Annotated in this window: 20 protein-coding genes; 11 read left to right on the top strand and 9 right to left on the bottom strand. The window is 36.8% G+C overall.

The annotated features are described in order from the left end of the window. Nucleotides 1-77 precede the first annotated feature (77 nt). Both LOK78_RS05785 and LOK78_RS05780 read right to left on the bottom strand, forming a co-directional pair. Nucleotides 78-1160, bottom strand: a complete 1083-nt coding sequence (locus LOK78_RS05785; protein WP_232634285.1) for an HlyD family secretion protein — start codon at nt 1158-1160, stop codon at nt 78-80. After that, complete coding sequence (locus LOK78_RS05780; RefSeq protein WP_232634283.1) at nt 1157-1435, bottom strand: potassium channel family protein; 279 nt, start codon at nt 1433-1435, stop codon at nt 1157-1159. The genes LOK78_RS05785 and LOK78_RS05780 overlap by 4 nt, the downstream gene beginning before the upstream one ends. A gap of 587 nt (nt 1436-2022) precedes the next feature. Between LOK78_RS05780 and LOK78_RS05775 the strand changes: the two genes are divergently transcribed. Continuing rightward, nucleotides 2023-3111 (top strand): ligand-binding sensor domain-containing protein, encoded by a 1089-nt coding sequence (locus LOK78_RS05775; protein ID WP_232634281.1) that lies wholly within the window; start codon nt 2023-2025, stop codon nt 3109-3111. 115 nt (nt 3112-3226) lie between these two features. On the opposite strand, the gene LOK78_RS05770 is transcribed toward LOK78_RS05775, so the two are convergent. The 6 genes from LOK78_RS05770 to LOK78_RS05745 all read right to left on the bottom strand — a co-directional run bounded on the left by LOK78_RS05770 (nt 3227) and on the right by LOK78_RS05745 (nt 8253). Beyond that, nucleotides 3227-3565, bottom strand: a complete 339-nt coding sequence (locus LOK78_RS05770; RefSeq protein ID WP_157492153.1) for a hypothetical protein — start codon at nt 3563-3565, stop codon at nt 3227-3229. 258 nt (nt 3566-3823) lie between these two features. Then, nucleotides 3824-6073 carry a transglycosylase domain-containing protein gene (locus LOK78_RS05765; protein ID WP_232634279.1) on the bottom strand — a complete coding sequence of 750 codons (2250 nt, stop codon included), beginning with the start codon at nt 6071-6073 and terminating at the stop codon, nt 3824-3826. A gap of 173 nt (nt 6074-6246) precedes the next feature. Beyond that, nucleotides 6247-6645: a rhodanese-like domain-containing protein gene (locus LOK78_RS05760; protein ID WP_232394462.1), complete on the bottom strand. Its 399-nt coding sequence runs from the start codon at nt 6643-6645 to the stop codon at nt 6247-6249. Nucleotides 6646-6651: 6 nt separating this feature from the next. Next, nucleotides 6652-6969, bottom strand: coding sequence for a rhodanese-like domain-containing protein (locus LOK78_RS05755; RefSeq protein WP_166959250.1), 318 nt, complete (start codon nt 6967-6969; stop codon nt 6652-6654). 116 nt (nt 6970-7085) lie between these two features. Continuing rightward, complete coding sequence (locus LOK78_RS05750) at nt 7086-7697, bottom strand: thioredoxin family protein (RefSeq protein WP_232634277.1); 612 nt, start codon at nt 7695-7697, stop codon at nt 7086-7088. A gap of 7 nt (nt 7698-7704) precedes the next feature. Next, nucleotides 7705-8253, bottom strand: a complete 549-nt coding sequence (locus tag LOK78_RS05745) for a TlpA family protein disulfide reductase (protein WP_232634275.1) — start codon at nt 8251-8253, stop codon at nt 7705-7707. Between the two features lie 310 nt (nt 8254-8563). Between LOK78_RS05745 and LOK78_RS05740 the strand changes: the two genes are divergently transcribed. The 10 genes from LOK78_RS05740 to LOK78_RS05695 all read left to right on the top strand — a co-directional run bounded on the left by LOK78_RS05740 (nt 8564) and on the right by LOK78_RS05695 (nt 16474). Next, nucleotides 8564-9967 (top strand): anthranilate synthase component I family protein, encoded by a 1404-nt coding sequence (locus LOK78_RS05740; protein WP_232634273.1) that lies wholly within the window; start codon nt 8564-8566, stop codon nt 9965-9967. 1 nt (nt 9968) lies between these two features. Beyond that, nucleotides 9969-10535, top strand: a complete 567-nt coding sequence (locus LOK78_RS05735) for an anthranilate synthase component II (protein ID WP_232634271.1) — start codon at nt 9969-9971, stop codon at nt 10533-10535. Between the two features lies 1 nt (nt 10536). Next, complete coding sequence (gene trpD / locus LOK78_RS05730) at nt 10537-11529, top strand: anthranilate phosphoribosyltransferase (protein ID WP_232634270.1); 993 nt, start codon at nt 10537-10539, stop codon at nt 11527-11529. Beyond that, nucleotides 11526-12311, top strand: a complete 786-nt coding sequence (trpC, locus tag LOK78_RS05725) for an indole-3-glycerol phosphate synthase TrpC (RefSeq protein WP_232634268.1) — start codon at nt 11526-11528, stop codon at nt 12309-12311. Before trpD ends, trpC begins: the two co-directional genes overlap by 4 nt. After that, the gene (locus tag LOK78_RS05720) at nt 12308-12928 is read left to right on the top strand and encodes a phosphoribosylanthranilate isomerase (protein ID WP_232634267.1); all 621 of its coding nucleotides are present in this window, start codon (nt 12308-12310) and stop codon (nt 12926-12928) included. The genes trpC and LOK78_RS05720 overlap by 4 nt, the downstream gene beginning before the upstream one ends. Continuing rightward, nucleotides 12925-14106 carry a tryptophan synthase subunit beta gene (trpB, locus tag LOK78_RS05715; protein WP_232634265.1) on the top strand — a complete coding sequence of 394 codons (1182 nt, stop codon included), beginning with the start codon at nt 12925-12927 and terminating at the stop codon, nt 14104-14106. The genes LOK78_RS05720 and trpB overlap by 4 nt, the downstream gene beginning before the upstream one ends. Nucleotide 14107: 1 nt before the next feature. Next, nucleotides 14108-14875, top strand: a complete 768-nt coding sequence (trpA, locus tag LOK78_RS05710; protein WP_232634264.1) for a tryptophan synthase subunit alpha — start codon at nt 14108-14110, stop codon at nt 14873-14875. A 68-nt stretch (nt 14876-14943) separates the two neighbouring features. Beyond that, nucleotides 14944-15090: a hypothetical protein gene (locus LOK78_RS05705; protein WP_157492152.1), complete on the top strand. Its 147-nt coding sequence runs from the start codon at nt 14944-14946 to the stop codon at nt 15088-15090. Between the two features lie 305 nt (nt 15091-15395). Continuing rightward, nucleotides 15396-15935 (top strand): Riean_0653 family protein, encoded by a 540-nt coding sequence (locus LOK78_RS05700; protein ID WP_232634262.1) that lies wholly within the window; start codon nt 15396-15398, stop codon nt 15933-15935. A gap of 11 nt (nt 15936-15946) precedes the next feature. Then, a complete protein-coding gene (locus LOK78_RS05695) occupies nt 15947-16474 on the top strand; it encodes a Riean_0653 family protein (protein ID WP_232634260.1) in 528 nt (175 codons plus the stop codon). A gap of 45 nt (nt 16475-16519) precedes the next feature. On the opposite strand, the gene argS is transcribed toward LOK78_RS05695, so the two are convergent. After that, complete coding sequence (gene argS, locus LOK78_RS05690; protein WP_232634258.1) at nt 16520-18301, bottom strand: arginine--tRNA ligase; 1782 nt, start codon at nt 18299-18301, stop codon at nt 16520-16522. Nucleotides 18302-18717: the final 416 nt, after the last annotated feature.

The following is an 18717-nucleotide window of genomic DNA, read 5'->3' as shown; positions in this document are numbered from 1 at the left end:
TGAGGGATAAACTGACACCGAATAAACATCTTAGTAATGCATTGTCCGTTTTTATTTGGAGCCTTATGTAGTTAATCCTATCTAACATAAGAGAGTTTTGAAAGCAACCATATTCTAAAGGCCGCTAAACCGTTAAGTACAAAGTTATTCCCAGTGTAAACAACAACCTCAGCTTGACTTCCTTGACGTAGTTCTTTAATGATTTCACTATTATCTATTTGAATAATTACTGGAAATCGCTGTGGATCTCGCAACCAACCCTGAGATGAGTTTACAGTCGGTAAATCACCGGAATTCGTTCTATCTGTACTGACACCATAAGCTACGCTACTAACAGCACCCTTGTAAACCTTTCCAGGTCGTATATCAAATACAATTGAAACTTCATCCCCAATTTCTATATTCCCAAGATTATTCTCTTTGAGATTAGCTTGGATCCAAATATCCTGATTTGATACCAGAGTTACTAGTGAATTTCCAGCTCTTGCAAAATATCCCTTCTCTATATTAAAGCTTTCAATAATCCCTTCAGATGGAGCAACTATGGCAGTATTGGATAAATCCCATTGTGCTTTCTCAATTTGATTCAAAACCGCTTTAATGTTTGGATTGTTTTCATCAGTTGGCCCCAAAGCAGCACGTTGTTGGTCCAAAGCTGCTTGAGCTGAAACCACTTGTTCTACAGCATTTAAATAAGAAGCTTCAGAACGATCTTTGTCTGCCTCAGACAAGGCACCAACATGTTTTGTAATCACTCGCTGGGTGCGTTCCCAGTTCTTGGATGCTCTATCTAAATTAACCTTAGCTCGATTTAAACGAGCCACAGCCGACTTGATTGCAGAGGTTCCCGCATCTACAGATTGGGTTGCGTTTTCTAAGTTACTTTCAGCAATTCTAAGAGCAATTTCAAAAGGTTCTTTATCTATAAGGAAAAGAGTGTCTCCTTGCTTTACCTCACTGTGAAGCCCAACATTTACTTGGGTAACATAGCCGCTCACCATGGGCGCCATAGGTAAAATTAAACCTTTTACTCGAGCCTGATCTGTACTAGGAGTAAGTCTATCTGAGAATATATTCCAAATAAATATCAAAACCGTAAACAACAAAGTATAACGGGTAATAGCCTTGGTGGCACTTCCTTTTTTAGGAGATTTTATCATCTTTCGGAGTATTTTTTTGTGAATTTTTGTAATAATGAATACATCATTGCTGTTGTCCAACCAATCAGCATAATTCCATTAATAGCCTCAAAACCTGACAACAATCGCCAATTACTATTTAAAGTAATATCTCCATAACCTAAGGTTGTAAAAGTGACCATAGAAAAATAAAGTGCCTCAAAATAATCATTAAAACTGGAGGTCGTTAATGGATTATAGTAATAACCCATCGCCCAAATAGCCGTTTGAACAAAGTGCAAAAGAGAAAAAACCAAAAAAGAAAGAATTAAAAGTTTTAAAACCTTATGCGTATTTAATCTCCTCTCATTCAAATATTTAGAAACTTTTTTTAGCCAAAAAAGGGTACAATAAGCTTGTAACAAAACACTTATAGCGACCAGAATACATCCAATTAACAGCAGACTAATCATTTAAATTATGTTATTCATAGCAGAATTAAACTTACTTAAAATCGAAGATTGGAAGAAACGCATACAACAGTCTAAACTTCAATTCTATAACTAATGTAAGAAATAAAATACTTAATTCGCCTCTACTTAATAAAAGTTGTTCTTTCTAGAAGAATATCATAGTTTATAACATTTAATTTTTTTCGTAATGGGTCTTTCTTCCAAGCACAACTAAACTTATTTTTCAAGCAAAAGATTAAATTGACGAAATACATAGGATAAAAAACGAAAGCCATCGCCACTCTAATTATAATAAACCATTAAGTTGTGAAAATTTAAAGAAATGGAATTGATGCTCTTTTTGTTATCTTCAATCAATAATTCTTAAAAACACTTAAATGTTCTCAACAGAGGTAAAAAATAATAAATCGTCTTTGCCAAAATCTTTTTTTTTGACACTTCAAATTTTAGGGGTTGCTTTTTCACTCTTATTTACTACTTCTTGCAATCAAAAAGGGTACAACAAAATCCCTCAAAAATCCTCTGAAACTTCTCCCCAAAAAAACAACCAAGAATTCGCTCCCTTCCCAGAATATGCAGAAAAAACAAAAAAGCATGCTACTTTCAATGGTAAAGTAAGTGAGTTTATTTGGCAAATTTACCAAGACAAAAACGCACATTATTGGTTTGGAACAAACCATGATGGCATCTTATTCTATGATAATAACTCACTAAAACACTACACGTCAAAAGATGGCATAGGTGGAAATGCTGTAAGAGCCATTTTAGAGGATCAAGAAGGCAACCTTTGGTTTGGAACCTCTAATGGCCTAACTAATTACAACGGTAATATCTTTAAAAATTATACTGTAGCAGACGGCTTGATAGACAATGAAATTTGGTCCTTATCAATTGATAGAAATGGGCTGATTTGGATTGGAACAGTTGGCGGTGTCAGCACCTTTAACGGTACAACCTTTAAAACATTTGAGGTGCCAAAGCCTCAAATATACAATGCAGAACCCATGCTATCACAAAATAGAGTTAGTGATATTTTAATTGATAAAGACAATGAGATATGGTTCGTAAATGATGGTTATGGGGTGACCAAATACAATGGGCATACTTTTGAATTTTACAGCAAAGTAAATGGACTAACAGACAATAGTGTAGCTGATCTATTTGAAGACAGTAATGGTACCATTTGGATTGGTACTTATTATGGGGGGGTTAGCACTTATGATGGCAAAGACTTTACCAACTTCACTGAAAAAGGTGTCATTAAAGGAATCGAAACCTATAATTTTTTTGAAGACAAAAAAGGCAACATTTGGTTTTCAGCTGAAAATGAAGGAATCTATCGTTACAATGGTAACGAATTCAAACTATATACCATGGCAGACGGATTGGCAACCAATGGCATACAAAGCATCTTCCAGGATCATAAGGGGCAAGTGTGGTTTAGCACCTGGGATGGTTTAAGCCTATTTGATGGCACCCAAATTGTTAATGCTTCTGAAAGAGAGCCTTGGACAGATTAAAAAATCATTTGTTTTTGATTTTTCTTTCAGAAGTGTGAAAGCATTTTAATAGTATCTATAAAAAACCCTGCAACATAGTTACAGGGTTTGAGTATCATAATTCCTTTCAGTTTTTTTAATCATCATCAGTCATATATGTAACAGCTCCTTTGGGTTCCAAAATGCCGTCCACAACTAGCCAATATATAATCATTCTTCTTCCAACCATGATGCTTAAGGCATGTCTACCTATAGGCATTTTATCTATTGGTATATCAATTTTATTGGCATTGACTTGTACCTCATAATTAAATTCGTCACTAAAAATTTCTACATCCTTGATTTTGGTAAGACTTGTAATTTTCAAGGTATCGTTCATAACATCAGTCGTTATCCCCTTACCGTTTACATTCGGCATGACATAACTTTGTCCGCATACCCAAAAGGGTATTAACAAAAATAGTAGGTTCTTCATTTGGTAGTAGATTTGGGTTAATCTTCATTAAAAACGTCTCATTCTGGAATTTATTCTATTCCAAATTTTTTATCATCTAATAAACGTACTTTTCAATTCGGATTAACTTCTGGGTAAGGATAAATATAGGTTAAAATTTTTAATATGGAGCATTTTCAATTAATTTAACGACAAAACGATTATCTAAAAAACAAATATTATCATTTAAAAATCAATCATTTACAGTCAATATTTTGTCGCCATCAGTTTGAAGTCGTTCTATTTTCCAAACTCTTTTTCTTTTTTCTTTTTCCCAAAAAGACGTTTAAAAAACCCATCTCGCTTTTCGGGATTACAGTCCAAAGATTCCAAGACTTCTTTTGAAGGAGCATTAAATTGAGCCAAAGTATAAGTTCGATAGTCTCGGTCATTATTCAACTCAACTAAAAAATTAGCAACAATAGGCAAAGCCGAGTTGGCACCTTGTCCTATAGCTGTTGTTTTAAAACCTATTTGATGGTGGTCATTTCCTACCCAAGATGCCATAATTAAATTGGGCGTAATCCCAACAAACCAACCATCTTTATTATCCTGTGTAGTTCCCGTTTTACCTGCGATATCATTCTTTAAACCATAGGTTGAGCGAAGACGTCTGGCGGTCCCTTCATTTACAGTAGACTTCATAAACTCTATCATGGTTTCTCTGGTTCTGTCTGAATAAGCCGGTTGAAAAGAAGCTTCAGGCCTATACTCATATAAAACAGTTCCTGATCTATCTTCTATTTTATTAATAAAATATGGTTTCACCGAAACATTGGAATTTGCAAATCCGGTATAGGCAGTAGACAACTCAAGAAGTGAAAGTTCTGCTGTTCCTAAGGCCAACGAAGGGACTTCTGGCAATTCGGAGGTTATTCCCATATTTTCTGCAAGCTGCACTACAGGCAGTATACCCACCTCATCCAAAACTTTAACGGCAATCGTATTAACCGAATGACTTAAGGCTTTTTCTAAAGAGTAATTCATATGAGGATCATTCTCATCTTTAGAGGCATTTGAAGGAGTCCATCCTTCTTGATCCGTATATGTTACTTCCTTAATAGAGAAATAAGTGCACGGATCCATTCCATTTTCTATGGCTGCCGTATAGACAATTGGTTTAAAGGTAGAACCCACTTGTCGCTTTCCCATACTCACATGATCATATTTAAAATGCTCAAAGTTGATACCCCCCACATAAGCCCTTACTGCTCCCGTATGTGGATCTAAGGCCACAAAACCAGCATTTAAAAACTTGAGATAGTGTTTTAAACTATCAATGGTTGACACCTCCATAATGGTATCTCCCTCAAGGGTGAAAAGAGATTTCTTTTCCTTTCTTTTAAGAGAATCTAAAATTTGTGATTCAGATAATCCTTTTTTCTGAAGTTCCTTATACTTGGGAAGATTTTTCACCAATTGATTTAATAGCTTTTCATCCGTAATCCAAGGTGCTGAATTTCCATAAGAAGCCTCAAACTGTTGTTGCAATTTTCCCATGTGCTTATCTGTAGCCCGTTCTGCATAGGTTTGCATGCCATTATCCAGGGTGGTAGTAATTTTCAACCCATCGGTGTACAAATTATAAGATGATCCATTTTCGTTTTTGATAGAATCCAAAATAGCTTCCGCCTCAAGCCTTACATGCTCTCTAAAATAAGAGCCTAAGCCTTCATTATATGAAAATTTATGATAATCAATTTCCAGCGGTTGGTTACTAACTTCCTGTCTCTTGATTTCATCGATGTAACCGTATTTTTCCATTTGCTGAAGAACAACATCCCTTCTCAGCTGACTTCTTTCTGGAAACAATCTAGGGTTGTAGCTGTGATTAGCTTTTAAAGTACCCACTAATGTAGCTGCCTCTGATAAGCTAAGGTTTTGGGTGTTGGTATTAAAAAATTTTTGGGAAGCACTCTCAATACCAAAGGTATTCTCACTAAATGGGACAGTATTCAGGTAGAGTTCAATAATTTCTGCTTTACTGTAAACCTCTTCAATGCGAGAGGCAGTAATCATCTCCTTTATTTTATTAACTGGCATTGAAAATGGCCCATAGCTCTTGCGACCAAATAAATTTTTGGCTAATTGCTGTGTGATAGTACTACCTCCACCACTCGATGCATCTTGCATCAAAATACTTTTGAAGGCCACCCTAAAAAAACTGGTATAGTCAATACCATGATGGTCGTAGAATCTAGCGTCCTCGGTCGCTACCAATCCATCCACTAGATATTTTGGCAAGTCCTCATATTTGACAATCTGCCTATCAAAAACAAAATATTTCCCTAGGATTTTTTGATTGTGATCAAATACAATACTAGCCTCTGCTTGTTTGAAATTCTTTAAATCCTTCTTTGAGGGTAGGCTACCCCATAATCCCACATAAATACTTAGAAAAAAAAGTAATGAAAACAGTGCCAAGGCACCAATTATCTTAAGAAGTTTGGAAAGCCATTTTTTTTTGTTAGCTCTAGTTTTTTTATTCACAAAATAGGATTTGAAATCTTTAGTTCCTGTTAATTAATAAGTTTATACGTCTAAAAGGTAAAAATAGATTTCAAAATAGGCATTAGAATTAAGAGTTTCTTATGAAATGTAGAATCCAAAAAACACATGTATGATTTACAAACTATTTTCCATTCTATAAATCAGGGAAAAAATTATTCTGGTAAAATGACTTTTAAGCCTTCGTGCTCCCATGCCGAAATACCGCCGTCCAAATCATAGACTTTTACAAATCCAGCTTCTATCATCTTTTTGGCGCATCTAGCGCTTCTGCCTCCGGTGCGGCAATAAAGAATTACAGGTTTTGTTTTGTCTAGTTTTTGAATATCCTCATTAAAGGTTTCCGATTCAAAATCAATATTTTGGGCACCAGCAATAAAGCCTTCGTCAAACTCCTCGGGTGTTCTGACATCCAATAGTTGCACATCATCCATTTCCAGTAAAGTTTGCATTTCTTCCGTGCTAATTTCCTCTATTCCGTCATAATTTTCATTAATACAGCCTGACACTGCCAACAAAATTGACATCAGGAAAAGGAATACCCATTTTTTCATAACCAATTACTTTGTTACTACATCACCTTCCCATTCTATAAAACCACCCAAAAGGTTGTAGGCTTTATCAATACCTATTTGGTTTAAAATGGAACAAGCTTGCCCGCTTCTAACCCCAGAACGGCAATAGATATAGTAGGATTTATTTTTATCAAATTTTTGAATTTCATCCATGAATTCCTGTGACTCGTAAATATCCAAATGTAGAGCATTAGGAATCATACCTAACTCCTCTAATTCTTCTTCGGTTCTTACATCTAAGATCACTGCATTTTCATCATGCGATAATTGCTCCATCCACGCTTCTTGTGATAGATCTGCCATATGTTTGTTTAAAAAGGTTTGGAACAAAATTAATGTTTCTTCCGAAATATTAACGAAAAAATCCGAAGAGTTAGTACCCCTCGGATTTTTTAAAGCTCACTAAACATTCACTTTAGCTACACCTTAATGGTACAACCAATAGCTCTTGTGGTCTTTTCTTTAATTTCTTTTCCAGCTAAAAGAGCATCAACTGCATCTTCAACATACTTTTGGTTCACAGCGTTCGCATCTTGGAAATTATCATCGATAGCTCCAATATATTTAACTTCATTTCCTTTTGAAGTTTTTTGTAGCACATAAACATGAGGTGTTTTGGTAGCGCCGTATTGTGGATAAATTTTTTGTCCTTTATCCATTAAGTAAGGAAAGGTGTAGCCTTTGGCTTTGGCTCTTGCTTTCATTTCTTCCATACTATCTCCTGGTTTCACATCGGTATTGTTGGGCATAATAGCAATAACAGGATACCCTTTTGATGCATATTTCTTGTCTAAAGCGATAATTCGATCTTCATAAGCGATGGCATATGGGCAGGTATTACAAGTAAAAACAACAATAAATCCTTTGGCGTCTTTGTAATCAGATAAAGAGACCATAGTCCCATCAATATTCTCTAGTTCAAAATCGGTCGCCATATCGCCAATTTTATAACCATCGCTATCACTCTTTATGGTGAAAGCAGATAAGGCGACGAAAGCCACCATTACTAATAAAGTTTGTAAAGTTTTCATAGGTATTTTAGTTTAAAAAAGGTTTTAGTTCATTCTCCAATTCTTCAAGCGTAAATGATTTCTCAAAGAATTTTCTGGTTTCCTTATTATAGATAACTGTTGCGGGAATAGCGCCAGACCAACCTTCATCCACTTTAGGAATCCATGTGTTCATATCAGGGTCGTTCAAAGCAACCACTTGAGAGGTCAGCTTTTTCTCTTGGATAAACGGCTTCAATTTACTATCATATTGGTTTGGAAAATCCAAGCTCACCAAAAGTACTTCCACATCCTCATCTTTATATTTTTGATTTAATTCCTCGAAATGAGGAAGCTCTTTGACACAAGGCACACACCAAGTCGCCCAAAAATTTACCACATACGTCTTTTCATCCTTTTTATTCAAAAGACTCTCGAGACCATCAAAATCGTAGATCTCCAAAGCCACTTCTGGACTTTCAACTTTAGTTTCTTCAACCGCCGGAACCTCATCGACAGAAGATTCAGGATGAGACGATTGGTTCTCCTTGCAACCGAAGGCAAGTACCAAACCAATCATTAAGATCATTTTATTCATAAGTTAAAGTTAACAAGGGTATTTAAGGAGACTTTGGTTTTTAACAAAAGATTATAAAATACCCATAATATTTGAATTGCAAGATTCCATAACAAGTAATCCCCTCATCATAAAAAAATCAAAACTATTTGAAAATCAATTTAGGATTTCTATCTTTGAACTCTATTTCAAAGAGAATGAAACATTTATTAAATAACAATTGGTGGTGGAGCTTCCGAAAATCAAACTTCGTGAAGTAGATCTCCTATTGTATATTTATCTAAAAATATAAAGGCTTGTCTTCACGACAAGCCTTTTTTAATTGAAAAAAATGAAGAAATTCAGCCTTTACACCCATTACAAAAAAATCCTCGCAGACACCATTACCCCTGTGAGCATTTACCTAAAGCTTAGGGATAAATATCCTAAAAGCATTTTATTGGAAAGTAGTGATTACCATACCAATGACAACAGTTTCTCATACATCTGTTGCAACCCAATCGCCACCTTTAAAATTCAAAACCACGAAATCACAGAAACCTTCCCAGATGGCAGTCAAATGTCTTCTAAAATTGACAAAGAAACCCAAGTTTCTGAGAAGATTCACAAATTCACTAGACGTTTTCGAGTCAACTCTGATACCCATTTTAAATTTATTAATAATGGCATTTTCGGTTATATGGCTTATGATGCCGTGACTTATTTTGAAGACGTTGATATTTCAAAAAAAGAAGGGACGTTAGGTATTCCTGATGTTTTTTATGCTGTTTACCAAAATATCATTGCAATCAATCACTTTAAGAATGAGGCCTATATTTTTGCTCATTGTTTTAATTCAGAAAACAACATTGACGAAATCCATCATGCCATACAATCTAAAAACTTTACCTCTTTTTCATTCCAACCAGACGGTGAAACCCAATCCAATTTAACCGATGACGAATATAAAGGTCATGTGGAACTAGCAAAAAAACATTGTGCGCGAGGTGACGTTTTTCAGCTTGTGCTATCCAAAAAGTTCACTCAAAGGTTCAAAGGTGATGAATTCAATGTGTATCGGGCTTTAAGAAGTATCAATCCTTCCCCCTATCTCTTTTATTTTGACTATGGTGACTTTAAGATCTTCGGAAGTTCGCCAGAGGCGCAACTTATCGTCAAGGAAGGAAAAGCAGAAATTCATCCCATTGCGGGCACCTTTAGAAGAACCGGAAATGATGAACAAGATGCCGAGTTAGCCAAAAAACTATCAGAAGACCAAAAAGAAAATAGCGAACATGTGATGTTGGTAGATTTGGCTAGAAATGACCTAAGCCGACATGGTCGTCAAGTGCAAGTTGAAACCTATCGAGAAGTTCAATTTTTCTCCCATGTGATTCATTTAGTAAGTAAAGTAACTAGCATGAAAGATAAAGAATCAACTACCATGGAGGTAGTCGCCGATACTTTTCCTGCAGGTACCCTTAGTGGTGCTCCTAAACACCGCGCTATGCAATTAATAGAACAATATGAAAAAACAAGCAGAGAGTTTTATGGTGGTGCCATAGGTTTCATGGACTTCCAAGGTAATTTCAACCACGCCATCATGATCCGGACCTTTTTAAGCAAAAACCATGAATTACATTGGCAGGCTGGTGCTGGCCTGGTATCAAAATCCAATCCAGACCAAGAATTACAGGAAGTGTATAACAAACTTGGTGCTTTAACAAAAGCCATCGAACTAGCAGAAACCTTATAAAATGAAAAAGATTTTAGTCATAGATAATTACGATAGTTTCACTTATAACTTGGTGCACTATTTAGAGGATTTGGATTGTGATGTGACAGTCAAAAGAAATGACCAATTAACATTAGAAGAAGTAGAACCCTTTGAAAAGATCCTATTATCCCCTGGCCCAGGCATTCCCGATGAAGCAGGCCTATTAAAGGATATTATAAAGACTTATGCCAACTCCAAAAGTATTTTCGGGGTTTGTTTGGGACAGCAAGCCATAGGCGAGGTTTTTGGTGGTAGTTTACAAAATTTGGACACCGTTTATCATGGTGTCGCTACCACCATTGATGTTTGTGTGGATGACGAACCTATTTTCAAGAATCTACCAAAGCAAATGGAAGTAGGCCGGTATCATTCGTGGGTGGTAATCAATGAGCTTCCAGATGAATTGGAAGCTACTTCATTTGACGAAAACGGACAAATCATGTCACTAAGACACAAAACCCTTGATGTTAAAGGGGTCCAATTTCACCCCGAATCCGTATTAACACCAAACGGTAAAGACATGTTGAAAAACTGGATAAATAGTTAAGATGAAAAACATTTTAAATAGATTGATCAACCAAGAGAGCATCTCAACAGAAGAGGCCAAACAAGTCTTGGTGAACATTTCAAAAGGTGATTACAACCAAAGCCAAATTGCTTCCTTCTTGACCGTTTACATGATGCGTACCATCACCGTTGAGGAGCTGCAAGGGTTTAGAGACGCCTTATTAGAGTTGTGCATTCCAGTAGAATTGGAAGGATACAACACCATTGATTTATGTGGTACTGGTGGTGATGGAAAAAACACATTCAATATCTCAACACTGGCGTCCTTTGTAACTGCTGGCGCTGGAATTCCTGTGACTAAACATGGTAACTATGGTGTATCATCTGTTTCGGGATCCAGTAATGTGTTGGAATACTTCGGAATCAAATTCAGTAGTGATATTGATTTTTTAAAAACCTGTTTAGACAAAGCGAATATTTGTGTTTTGCATGCCCCACTTTTCCATCCCGCTATGAAACACGTGGCGCCCATCAGACGGGAATTAGGCGTCAAAACCTTTTTCAATATGCTAGGTCCTATGGTGAATCCAGCCTTTCCAAAGAACCAATTAGTAGGAGTTTTTAGCTTGGAATTACTAAGGCTGTACAGTTACCTTTATGAAAATTCAGATAAAAATTACTGCATCGTTCATGCCATGGATGGCTATGATGAAATTTCACTGACCAGTGATGCCAAAATAGTCAAAAATCAAGAAGAATTGATTTTAACACCAGAGCATTTTTATTCTCCAAGATATGACCAATCCACAATTCACGGTGGAGAAACCATAGAAAGTTCGGCAAAAATCTTTGAACATATTATTATGGGACAAGGTACCGAAGCCCAAAATAATGTGGTCTGTGCAAATGCCGCTTTGGCTATTTCAACCGCCAAAGGATGCTCCATCCAAGATGGCTTTGATGAAGCCGTTGACTCCCTATTAAGCGGCGCAGCTAGAGAACAATTTGAAACCCTAATAGAATTAAGCAAATGACCATTTTAGACCAAATCATAAACGATAAACGCCAAGAGGTTAGTCTTAAAAAAGGTTTGATTCCTATATCCCAATTGGAATCATCGATTTTATTTTCAAAGCCCACTTATTCTTTGTGTTCTGCCCTAAAAAAAAGTGCTTCAGGTATTATTGCTGAACACAAAAGACGTTCACCTTCAAAAGCAGTTATAAACCAAAACTTAGACGTTGAAGCCGTAGCCAAGGGATATGAAAAAGCTGGCGCTTGTGGGATGTCTGTTTTAACGGATGGAAAATATTTTGGAGGTTCTTTAGATGATTTGCTACTTGCTAGAGCGTCATGCCAACTGCCTTTACTTCGGAAAGAATTCATCATCGATGAGTACCAAATCATCGAGGCTAAAGCTTATGGTGCGGATGTGATTCTACTTATTGCTGCTGTTTTAACACAACAAGAAATCAAGAAGTTTTCAGAACTGGCCAAATCCCTAAACCTAGAAGTCCTTTTGGAAGTTCACAATTTAACTGAATTGGAAAAATCCATCATGCCAAGTTTGGATATGATTGGCGTTAATAATCGCAACCTTAAAACCTTTGAGGTAAGTTTGGAGATCAGTAAAGATTTGGCATCGCAAATTCCAAATGATTTTGTTAAAGTGTCTGAAAGCGGTATCAGTTCGGTTGAGGCTATCAAGGCATTGCAGCCTTTTGGATATAAGGGATTTTTGATAGGCGAGAATTTCATGAAAACAGATGGACCAGGTGAAAGTGCTCAGGAATTCATTAAACAACTTGAGTCATGAAATTGAAGGTGTGCGGCATGAAATATGGGGAAAACATTAAGGCAGTTAGTCAATTGCAACCTGACTATATTGGCTTTATTTTTTATGATCAATCTGCCCGTTATTTTGATGGTGACATCCCTGAGATATCGGAAAGCATCAAAAAAGTAGGCGTCTTTGTAAATGCCTCTATGGACGAAATCATTACCAAGATAAACACATATCAATTACAGGCGGTCCAACTGCACGGGGATGAATCCCCTGACCTTTGTAATGCGTTGAAGCATCAATTTCCACAATTGGAAATCATTAAAGTGTTCTCTATTTCTAATCATTTTGATTTTAAAAAATTGCAACCCTATGAAACATATGTTGATGCCTTCCTTTTTGACACTAAAGGAATACTCCCAGGGGGAAACGGCTATACCTTTGATTGGAACGCTTTGGAAGGATATCCTTCCGAAAAGCCATTCATATTAAGTGGTGGCATTGGCTTGGATGAAGTACCTCAGTTGAAAACCTTCTTAAAGTCGCCCCTATCCAAACACTGTTTGGCAGTTGACATCAACAGTCAATTTGAAATCGAGCCCGGACTAAAAAACGTTCAAAAACTTAAAGAATTTAAATCTGAATTATGAGCTATCACATCGATAAAGACGGATATTATGGAATTTTTGGCGGCGCCTACATTCCCGAAATGCTCTATCCGAATGTGGAAGAGTTAAAACAAAACTATATCCAAATCATGGAAGACCCTTCGTTTCAAGAAGAATTCCATCAGCTATTGAGGGATTATGTTGGTCGACCCTCTCCATTATACTTTGCCAAACGTCTTTCAGAACATTACGGTACCAAAATATATCTAAAACGTGAAGATCTCAATCACACAGGTGCCCATAAAATCAATAATACAATTGGACAAATATTGGTTGCCAAAAGATTGGGTAAAAAACGGATCATTGCCGAAACAGGTGCCGGACAGCATGGAGTGGCTACTGCCACAGTTTGTGCCCTAATGGGTATTGAGTGTGTGGTTTATATGGGCGAAATTGATATTGCCAGACAAGCACCCAATGTAGCCAGAATGAAGATGTTGGGAGCGACCGTGATTCCGGCTACTTCGGGAAGTAAAACGCTTAAAGACGCTACCAATGAAGCCATTAGGGACTGGATTAACAATCCGGTGGACACCCATTACATCATTGGCAGTGTGGTGGGCCCCCATCCGTATCCCGATATGGTCGCTCGATTTCAAAGCATCATTTCTGAAGAAACCAAAAAGCAGTTATTAGAAAAGGAAGGCAGAGAAAGCCCCAATTATGTCATGGCTTGTGTAGGTGGCGGTAGTAATGCAGCTGGCGCTTATTATCATTATTTAGAGGATGTCGATGTCAAACTGATTGCTGTTGAAGCCGCTGGCCATGGTATTGATTCAGGTGAAAGTGCTGCTACGTCGGTATTGGGTCACGAAGGGATTATTCATGGCAGTAAGACCCTATTGATGCAAACCCCTGACGGACAAATAACCGAGCCCTACTCCATTTCCGCAGGATTGGATTATCCTGGGGTGGGTCCGTTACATGCTCATTTGCACCAATCAGGACGTGCCAAGTTCATCTCAATTACTGATGAAGAAGCCATGAAAGCTGGTATGGAATTGTGTCAATTGGAAGGCATCATTCCCGCTATAGAAAGTGCGCATGCTTTGGCGGCCTTAAACAAAAAGACGTTTAATCCCGACGACATTGTGGTATTATGTCTCTCGGGACGCGGTGACAAAGACTTAGAAACGTATATCAACTATTTTAATTTATAAGATGGCAAACCGAATTCAAAACAAATTACTGGAAGATAAAAAACTCCTTTCCATTTACTTTACGGCAGGTTACCCCCATTTGAATGATACCGTCAATATCATAAAAGATTTGGAACAGGCTGGTGTAGATTTCATTGAAATCGGATTACCGTTTAGTGATCCTTTGGCAGACGGCCCTACCATTCAGGAAAGTTCTACCCAAGCGTTAAAAAATGGCATGACTACCGAGGTTCTTTTTGAACAACTCAAGGACATCAGAAAATCAGTTTCCATTCCGCTGATTGTAATGGGGTATTTTAACCCGATGTTACAGTACGGCATTGAAAAATTCTGCCAAAAGTGTTCGGAAATGGGTATTGACGGACTCATCATCCCAGATTTGCCTGTGGATGTTTACCACAAACAATACCAATCTATTTTTGAAGCTCATGGACTGACCAACATATTCTTGATTACACCACAAACCTCAGAGGAACGCATCAGGTATATCGATTCCATTTCCAACGGATTTATCTACATGGTTAGTTCGGCGAGTACAACGGGTTCGCAATCTGGATTTGGAAAGGAGCAACAAGCCTATTTTAAACGGATTGCAGATATGAACCTCAACAATCCACAAATTATTGGTTTTGGGATCAACAATAAAGAAACCTTTCAAACCGCGACCCAATTTGCTAAAGGCGCCATCATAGGAAGTGCGTTTATAAAGTATGTAACTGAAAAAGGAACACAAAACATTTCTGAGTTTGTAAACAAGATCATTGACTGATTTTATAATAGTTTTAATAAAATTAGAGTTTCTATTTCTTATCTTCTATGTGAACCCAAAAAACAAAAATGATGAGTATTACAGAAGACAAAAGAAAGTTTAAACGTAAAAAAGAGCAAACTAATCCTACCAACCCAACTGGGAATAGGAATATCGATACCAACGATTTTGATATTGACAAAAAAACCATCAAAGATCAACAAAACAAGAAATAAGATCTCAAGCTAGCAGTATAAAAATATGAAACTGCCATTCTGAACGTGTCTGCCCACAGGCAGGCTTGTTTCAGAATCTAAACTCTTGAGTTATCTGTTTTTATAAGAACCTGAAACAAGTTCAGGTTGACATAAACTATTTTTTAAATAGAAACTTCTGACGCTTAGAGTCTACAGTGATGTATTCACTAAAACAAACCTACGTAGTTCTACGTAATTTTGGTGTTGTTAACCATTTAATAACCTCCAGGACGGTTTTTATGTGATAAAAATCAAAAGACTTTTTTATATTTAGGCAAAAAAGCATGAGAAAGACCTACTATGTTTTATTGCTTTTGTTCTCACTCTTAAGCTTAGGAGGCTGCAAAAACGATGACGACAACACCCCAGAAATAAACAAACTACCACCCGCCACACAAACGGGAGCAGGCACTTTTGGTTGTCTTGTTAATGGGGAAGCATTTGTAGAAACAGGGACTTATTTTAATTGTTATTATCAAAATGTTGATGGCGAGTATTATTTTGCCTTAGGAGCTGAGAATGATTCTCACAATATCATTAGACAAATTATATTAGGATCTAACGCAGCCGAAATTGATAGTAACTATTCTTATGAATTAGGTTGTTTTGAAATACCTCATTCGCATTATGGTGAAGTTTCATTTACAAACATAATGGGAGATTATTTCACTTGCGAAACAGATTATGGCTATTTAGAAATAACCAAATTAGATTTTACAAACCATATCGTTTCAGGCACTTTTGAATTTGATATAGAACACCCAACCACTGGTGAAATTATAAAGATTAGAGAAGGCCGTTTTGACACCCTCTTTACCCAATAAAACTTAACCCCATGAAATCCCAAGTCCTTTTTCTTTGTTCTTTTCTCTTTGTTCTACTAGGTTGCAACAACGATGACGATAACACCCCAGAAATAAACAAACTACCACCCGCCACACAAACAGGAGCAGGTACTTTTGGCTGTCTTGTTAATGGGGAGGCCTTTGTAGAAACCGGGACTTATTTTAATTGCTTCTATCAGTTAATAGATGGAGAATACTATTTTTCTATTTCAGCAGAAAATGATGATATGGAACCGTGTAATATATACCTAGGGAGTATCGCTTTGGAGTTAAATGAGGACAATACATATTTATTGACCTCCGTTTCAGAGGGAAATGCAGGAGCTGGAATCTTTTTTTGTAATGAACTTGAGGATTATGAAACCAATAGTGAATACTCAGGCGAACTTACAATTACCAAATTTGACTTTGAAAATCATATTGTTTCAGGCACCTTTAATTTTAATGTATTAAACACACAAACCAATAAGCTTTATGTTATAACCAATGGGAGGTTTGACACCCTCTTCACCCAATAAAACTAAAGTCTATTTTCTTTGTTCTTTTCTCTTGGCTCCTACTTTCTACATTCTATCAGGCACCTGAATCCCAAGCAAACTAAAACCGTTTTTAATAATCTGTCCTACCGAATGCGCCAACTGCACTCTAAACAATTTTTCGTTGGCATCATCTGCGCCTAAAATAGATACATTTTGATAAAACGAATTGAACTCCTTCACCAAGTCATACACGTAATTAGCAATCAACGCTGGACTAAAATTTTCAGCAGCCTGTTGAATCACTTCTGGGAACAGTTGCATTTGTTTCAGAAGTTCCTGTTCCTTTTCGTGAAGTTCGATGTCTGTAATTTCAGCTGTTAAATCCAAACCATCAGCTTTTCTAAGAATGGATTGAATTCTCGCATAGGTATATTGAATAAAAGGCCCTGTATTCCCTTGGAAATCGATAGATTCCTTAGGATCAAAAAGAATACGTTTTTTAGGATCAACCTTTAAGATATAATATTTCAAAGCCCCCAAACCAATGGTTTGGTACAGGTCTTTTTTCTCTCCTTCAGAATAACCGTCCAGTTTACCTAATTCTTCTGAAATCTCCTCGGCTGTATCTGCCATTTCTTGAATCAAATCATCGGCATCTACCACGGTTCCCTCTCTACTTTTCATTTTCCCACTAGGAAGATCGACCATTCCATAACTCAAATGGTACAAGTGTTGTGCCCAATCATATCCCAATTTCTGTAAAATCAAAAACAGCACTTTAAAGTGGTAATCCTGTTCATTTCCAACCGTATAAACCAAGCCACCCACATCTGGATAATCCTTGATTCTTTGTATGGCCGTACCTATATCTTGAGTCATGTAAACGGCTGTTCCGTCTGCTCTCAACACCAACTTTTCATCCAAGCCTTCATCGGTCAAATCACACCATACTGAACCATCCTCCTTCTTGAAGAAGACCCCTTTTTCCAGTCCAATTGCGACAACTTCTTTTCCAAGCAAATAGGTATCGCTTTCATAATACAAACAATCAAAATTGACACCTAGATTCTCATAAGTCACATCAAACCCTTTATATACCCATCCGTTCATGGTTTTCCATAAAGTAACTACTTCTGGATCACCTGCTTCCCATTTTCTGAGCATTTCCTGGGCTTCCAATAAAATAGGTGCTTCAGCTTTAGCTTCTTCTTCGGTTTTTCCGGTAGCCATTAATTCTGAAATCTCCTTCTTGTATTCTTGGTCAAATTTAACGTAGTAATTCCCAACCAATTTGTCTCCCTTTATTTCTGAGGACTCTGGAGTTTCTCCATTTCCGAAGCGTTTCCAAGCCAACATACTTTTACAAATATGAATCCCTCTGTCGTTAATGATTTGTGTCTTATAAACCTTTTTACCAGCAGCTTTAAGTATCTCAGAAACACTATAACCCAATAAAATATTTCTAATGTGTCCCAAATGTAGGGGTTTGTTGGTGTTGGGAGAGGAATACTCTACCATCATGGACTTTTCACCTTCCTGAACAGGAACAAATCCGTAATTGGTTTGTCCTTTCATTCCATTAAAAAAGTCCAAGTAAAATTGTGGATCAATTTCTACATTCAAAAACCCTTTGACCACATTGTATCCCTTTACGGTCTCAACATGTTTCACCAAGTGTTCTCCAATGGCTTCTCCTATCTGTACCGGATTTCCTTTTACAACACGAAGCATGGGAAATACAACAACAGTAATATCGCCAGCAAATTCCTTTCTGGTGGCTTGAAATTCGACTGTTTCCAATTCTTGGCCGTAAATATTTTTTACTGCTTCCTTAACGTGTTGAGCGAGGGTGTCCTGAAGGTTCATTGTCTTAACTTTAAATGAATGTGCAAATTTAAAATTTTATGTAGGGAAATTCGATAATCTTTAGAAGAATTTATCTGTTTAAAAAATGACCTAAAGCAAATCCATTTCATGAAAAAAATCGACGAAATGCATCAGCGATATCCATTTTTAAAATTGTGCATTTCATCGACAAAAGTGCCGTTATTCCTATATATTTGCCTTTTGTCGAAGTTCAAAAATCAGGCGAAAAAATAAGGCATCCTTTCGTCTAATTTTTTGGCAATAAAACGCATAAATTAGTTAAAGAATAGCCTTTTTACAAAATTTGTTTGTCAATGCTATTTAGACCCCAAATGAATTTTCTTAAACTAACTAAAGACTTTACACTTGTAATTAGAGTAAGCTAACTTAGCTTAAACATGTTGCGGTGACCGTTA

Origin of the sequence: Mangrovimonas futianensis (assembly GCF_021245805.1) — a bacterium.
GTDB lineage: Bacteria > Bacteroidota > Bacteroidia > Flavobacteriales > Flavobacteriaceae > Mangrovimonas > Mangrovimonas futianensis.
Note: the sequence above shows the minus strand (reverse complement) of the source record. Positions and strands in the feature narration are given on the sequence as shown.

What these genes read in the sequence shown, in the direction of transcription:
- LOK78_RS05785 (WP_232634285.1), bottom strand. Translation starts at nt 1,160, where the DNA reads ATGATAAAATCTCCTAAAAAAGGAAGTGCCACCAAGGCTATTACCCGT.
- LOK78_RS05770 (WP_157492153.1), bottom strand. Translation starts at nt 3,565, where the DNA reads ATGAAGAACCTACTATTTTTGTTAATACCCTTTTGGGTATGCGGACAA.
- LOK78_RS05760 (WP_232394462.1), bottom strand. Translation starts at nt 6,645, where the DNA reads ATGAAAAAATGGGTATTCCTTTTCCTGATGTCAATTTTGTTGGCAGTG.
- LOK78_RS05755 (WP_166959250.1), bottom strand. Translation starts at nt 6,969, where the DNA reads ATGGCAGATCTATCACAAGAAGCGTGGATGGAGCAATTATCGCATGAT.
- LOK78_RS05750 (WP_232634277.1), bottom strand. Translation starts at nt 7,697, where the DNA reads ATGAAAACTTTACAAACTTTATTAGTAATGGTGGCTTTCGTCGCCTTA.
- LOK78_RS05745 (WP_232634275.1), bottom strand. Translation starts at nt 8,253, where the DNA reads ATGAATAAAATGATCTTAATGATTGGTTTGGTACTTGCCTTCGGTTGC.
- LOK78_RS05740 (WP_232634273.1), top strand. Translation starts at nt 8,564, where the DNA reads ATGAAGAAATTCAGCCTTTACACCCATTACAAAAAAATCCTCGCAGAC.
- LOK78_RS05735 (WP_232634271.1), top strand. Translation starts at nt 9,969, where the DNA reads ATGAAAAAGATTTTAGTCATAGATAATTACGATAGTTTCACTTATAAC.
- trpD (WP_232634270.1), top strand. Translation starts at nt 10,537, where the DNA reads ATGAAAAACATTTTAAATAGATTGATCAACCAAGAGAGCATCTCAACA.
- trpC (WP_232634268.1), top strand. Translation starts at nt 11,526, where the DNA reads ATGACCATTTTAGACCAAATCATAAACGATAAACGCCAAGAGGTTAGT.
- LOK78_RS05720 (WP_232634267.1), top strand. Translation starts at nt 12,308, where the DNA reads ATGAAATTGAAGGTGTGCGGCATGAAATATGGGGAAAACATTAAGGCA.
- trpB (WP_232634265.1), top strand. Translation starts at nt 12,925, where the DNA reads ATGAGCTATCACATCGATAAAGACGGATATTATGGAATTTTTGGCGGC.
- trpA (WP_232634264.1), top strand. Translation starts at nt 14,108, where the DNA reads ATGGCAAACCGAATTCAAAACAAATTACTGGAAGATAAAAAACTCCTT.
- LOK78_RS05705 (WP_157492152.1), top strand. Translation starts at nt 14,944, where the DNA reads ATGATGAGTATTACAGAAGACAAAAGAAAGTTTAAACGTAAAAAAGAG.
- LOK78_RS05700 (WP_232634262.1), top strand. Translation starts at nt 15,396, where the DNA reads ATGAGAAAGACCTACTATGTTTTATTGCTTTTGTTCTCACTCTTAAGC.
- LOK78_RS05695 (WP_232634260.1), top strand. Translation starts at nt 15,947, where the DNA reads ATGAAATCCCAAGTCCTTTTTCTTTGTTCTTTTCTCTTTGTTCTACTA.
- argS (WP_232634258.1), bottom strand. Translation starts at nt 18,301, where the DNA reads ATGAACCTTCAGGACACCCTCGCTCAACACGTTAAGGAAGCAGTAAAA.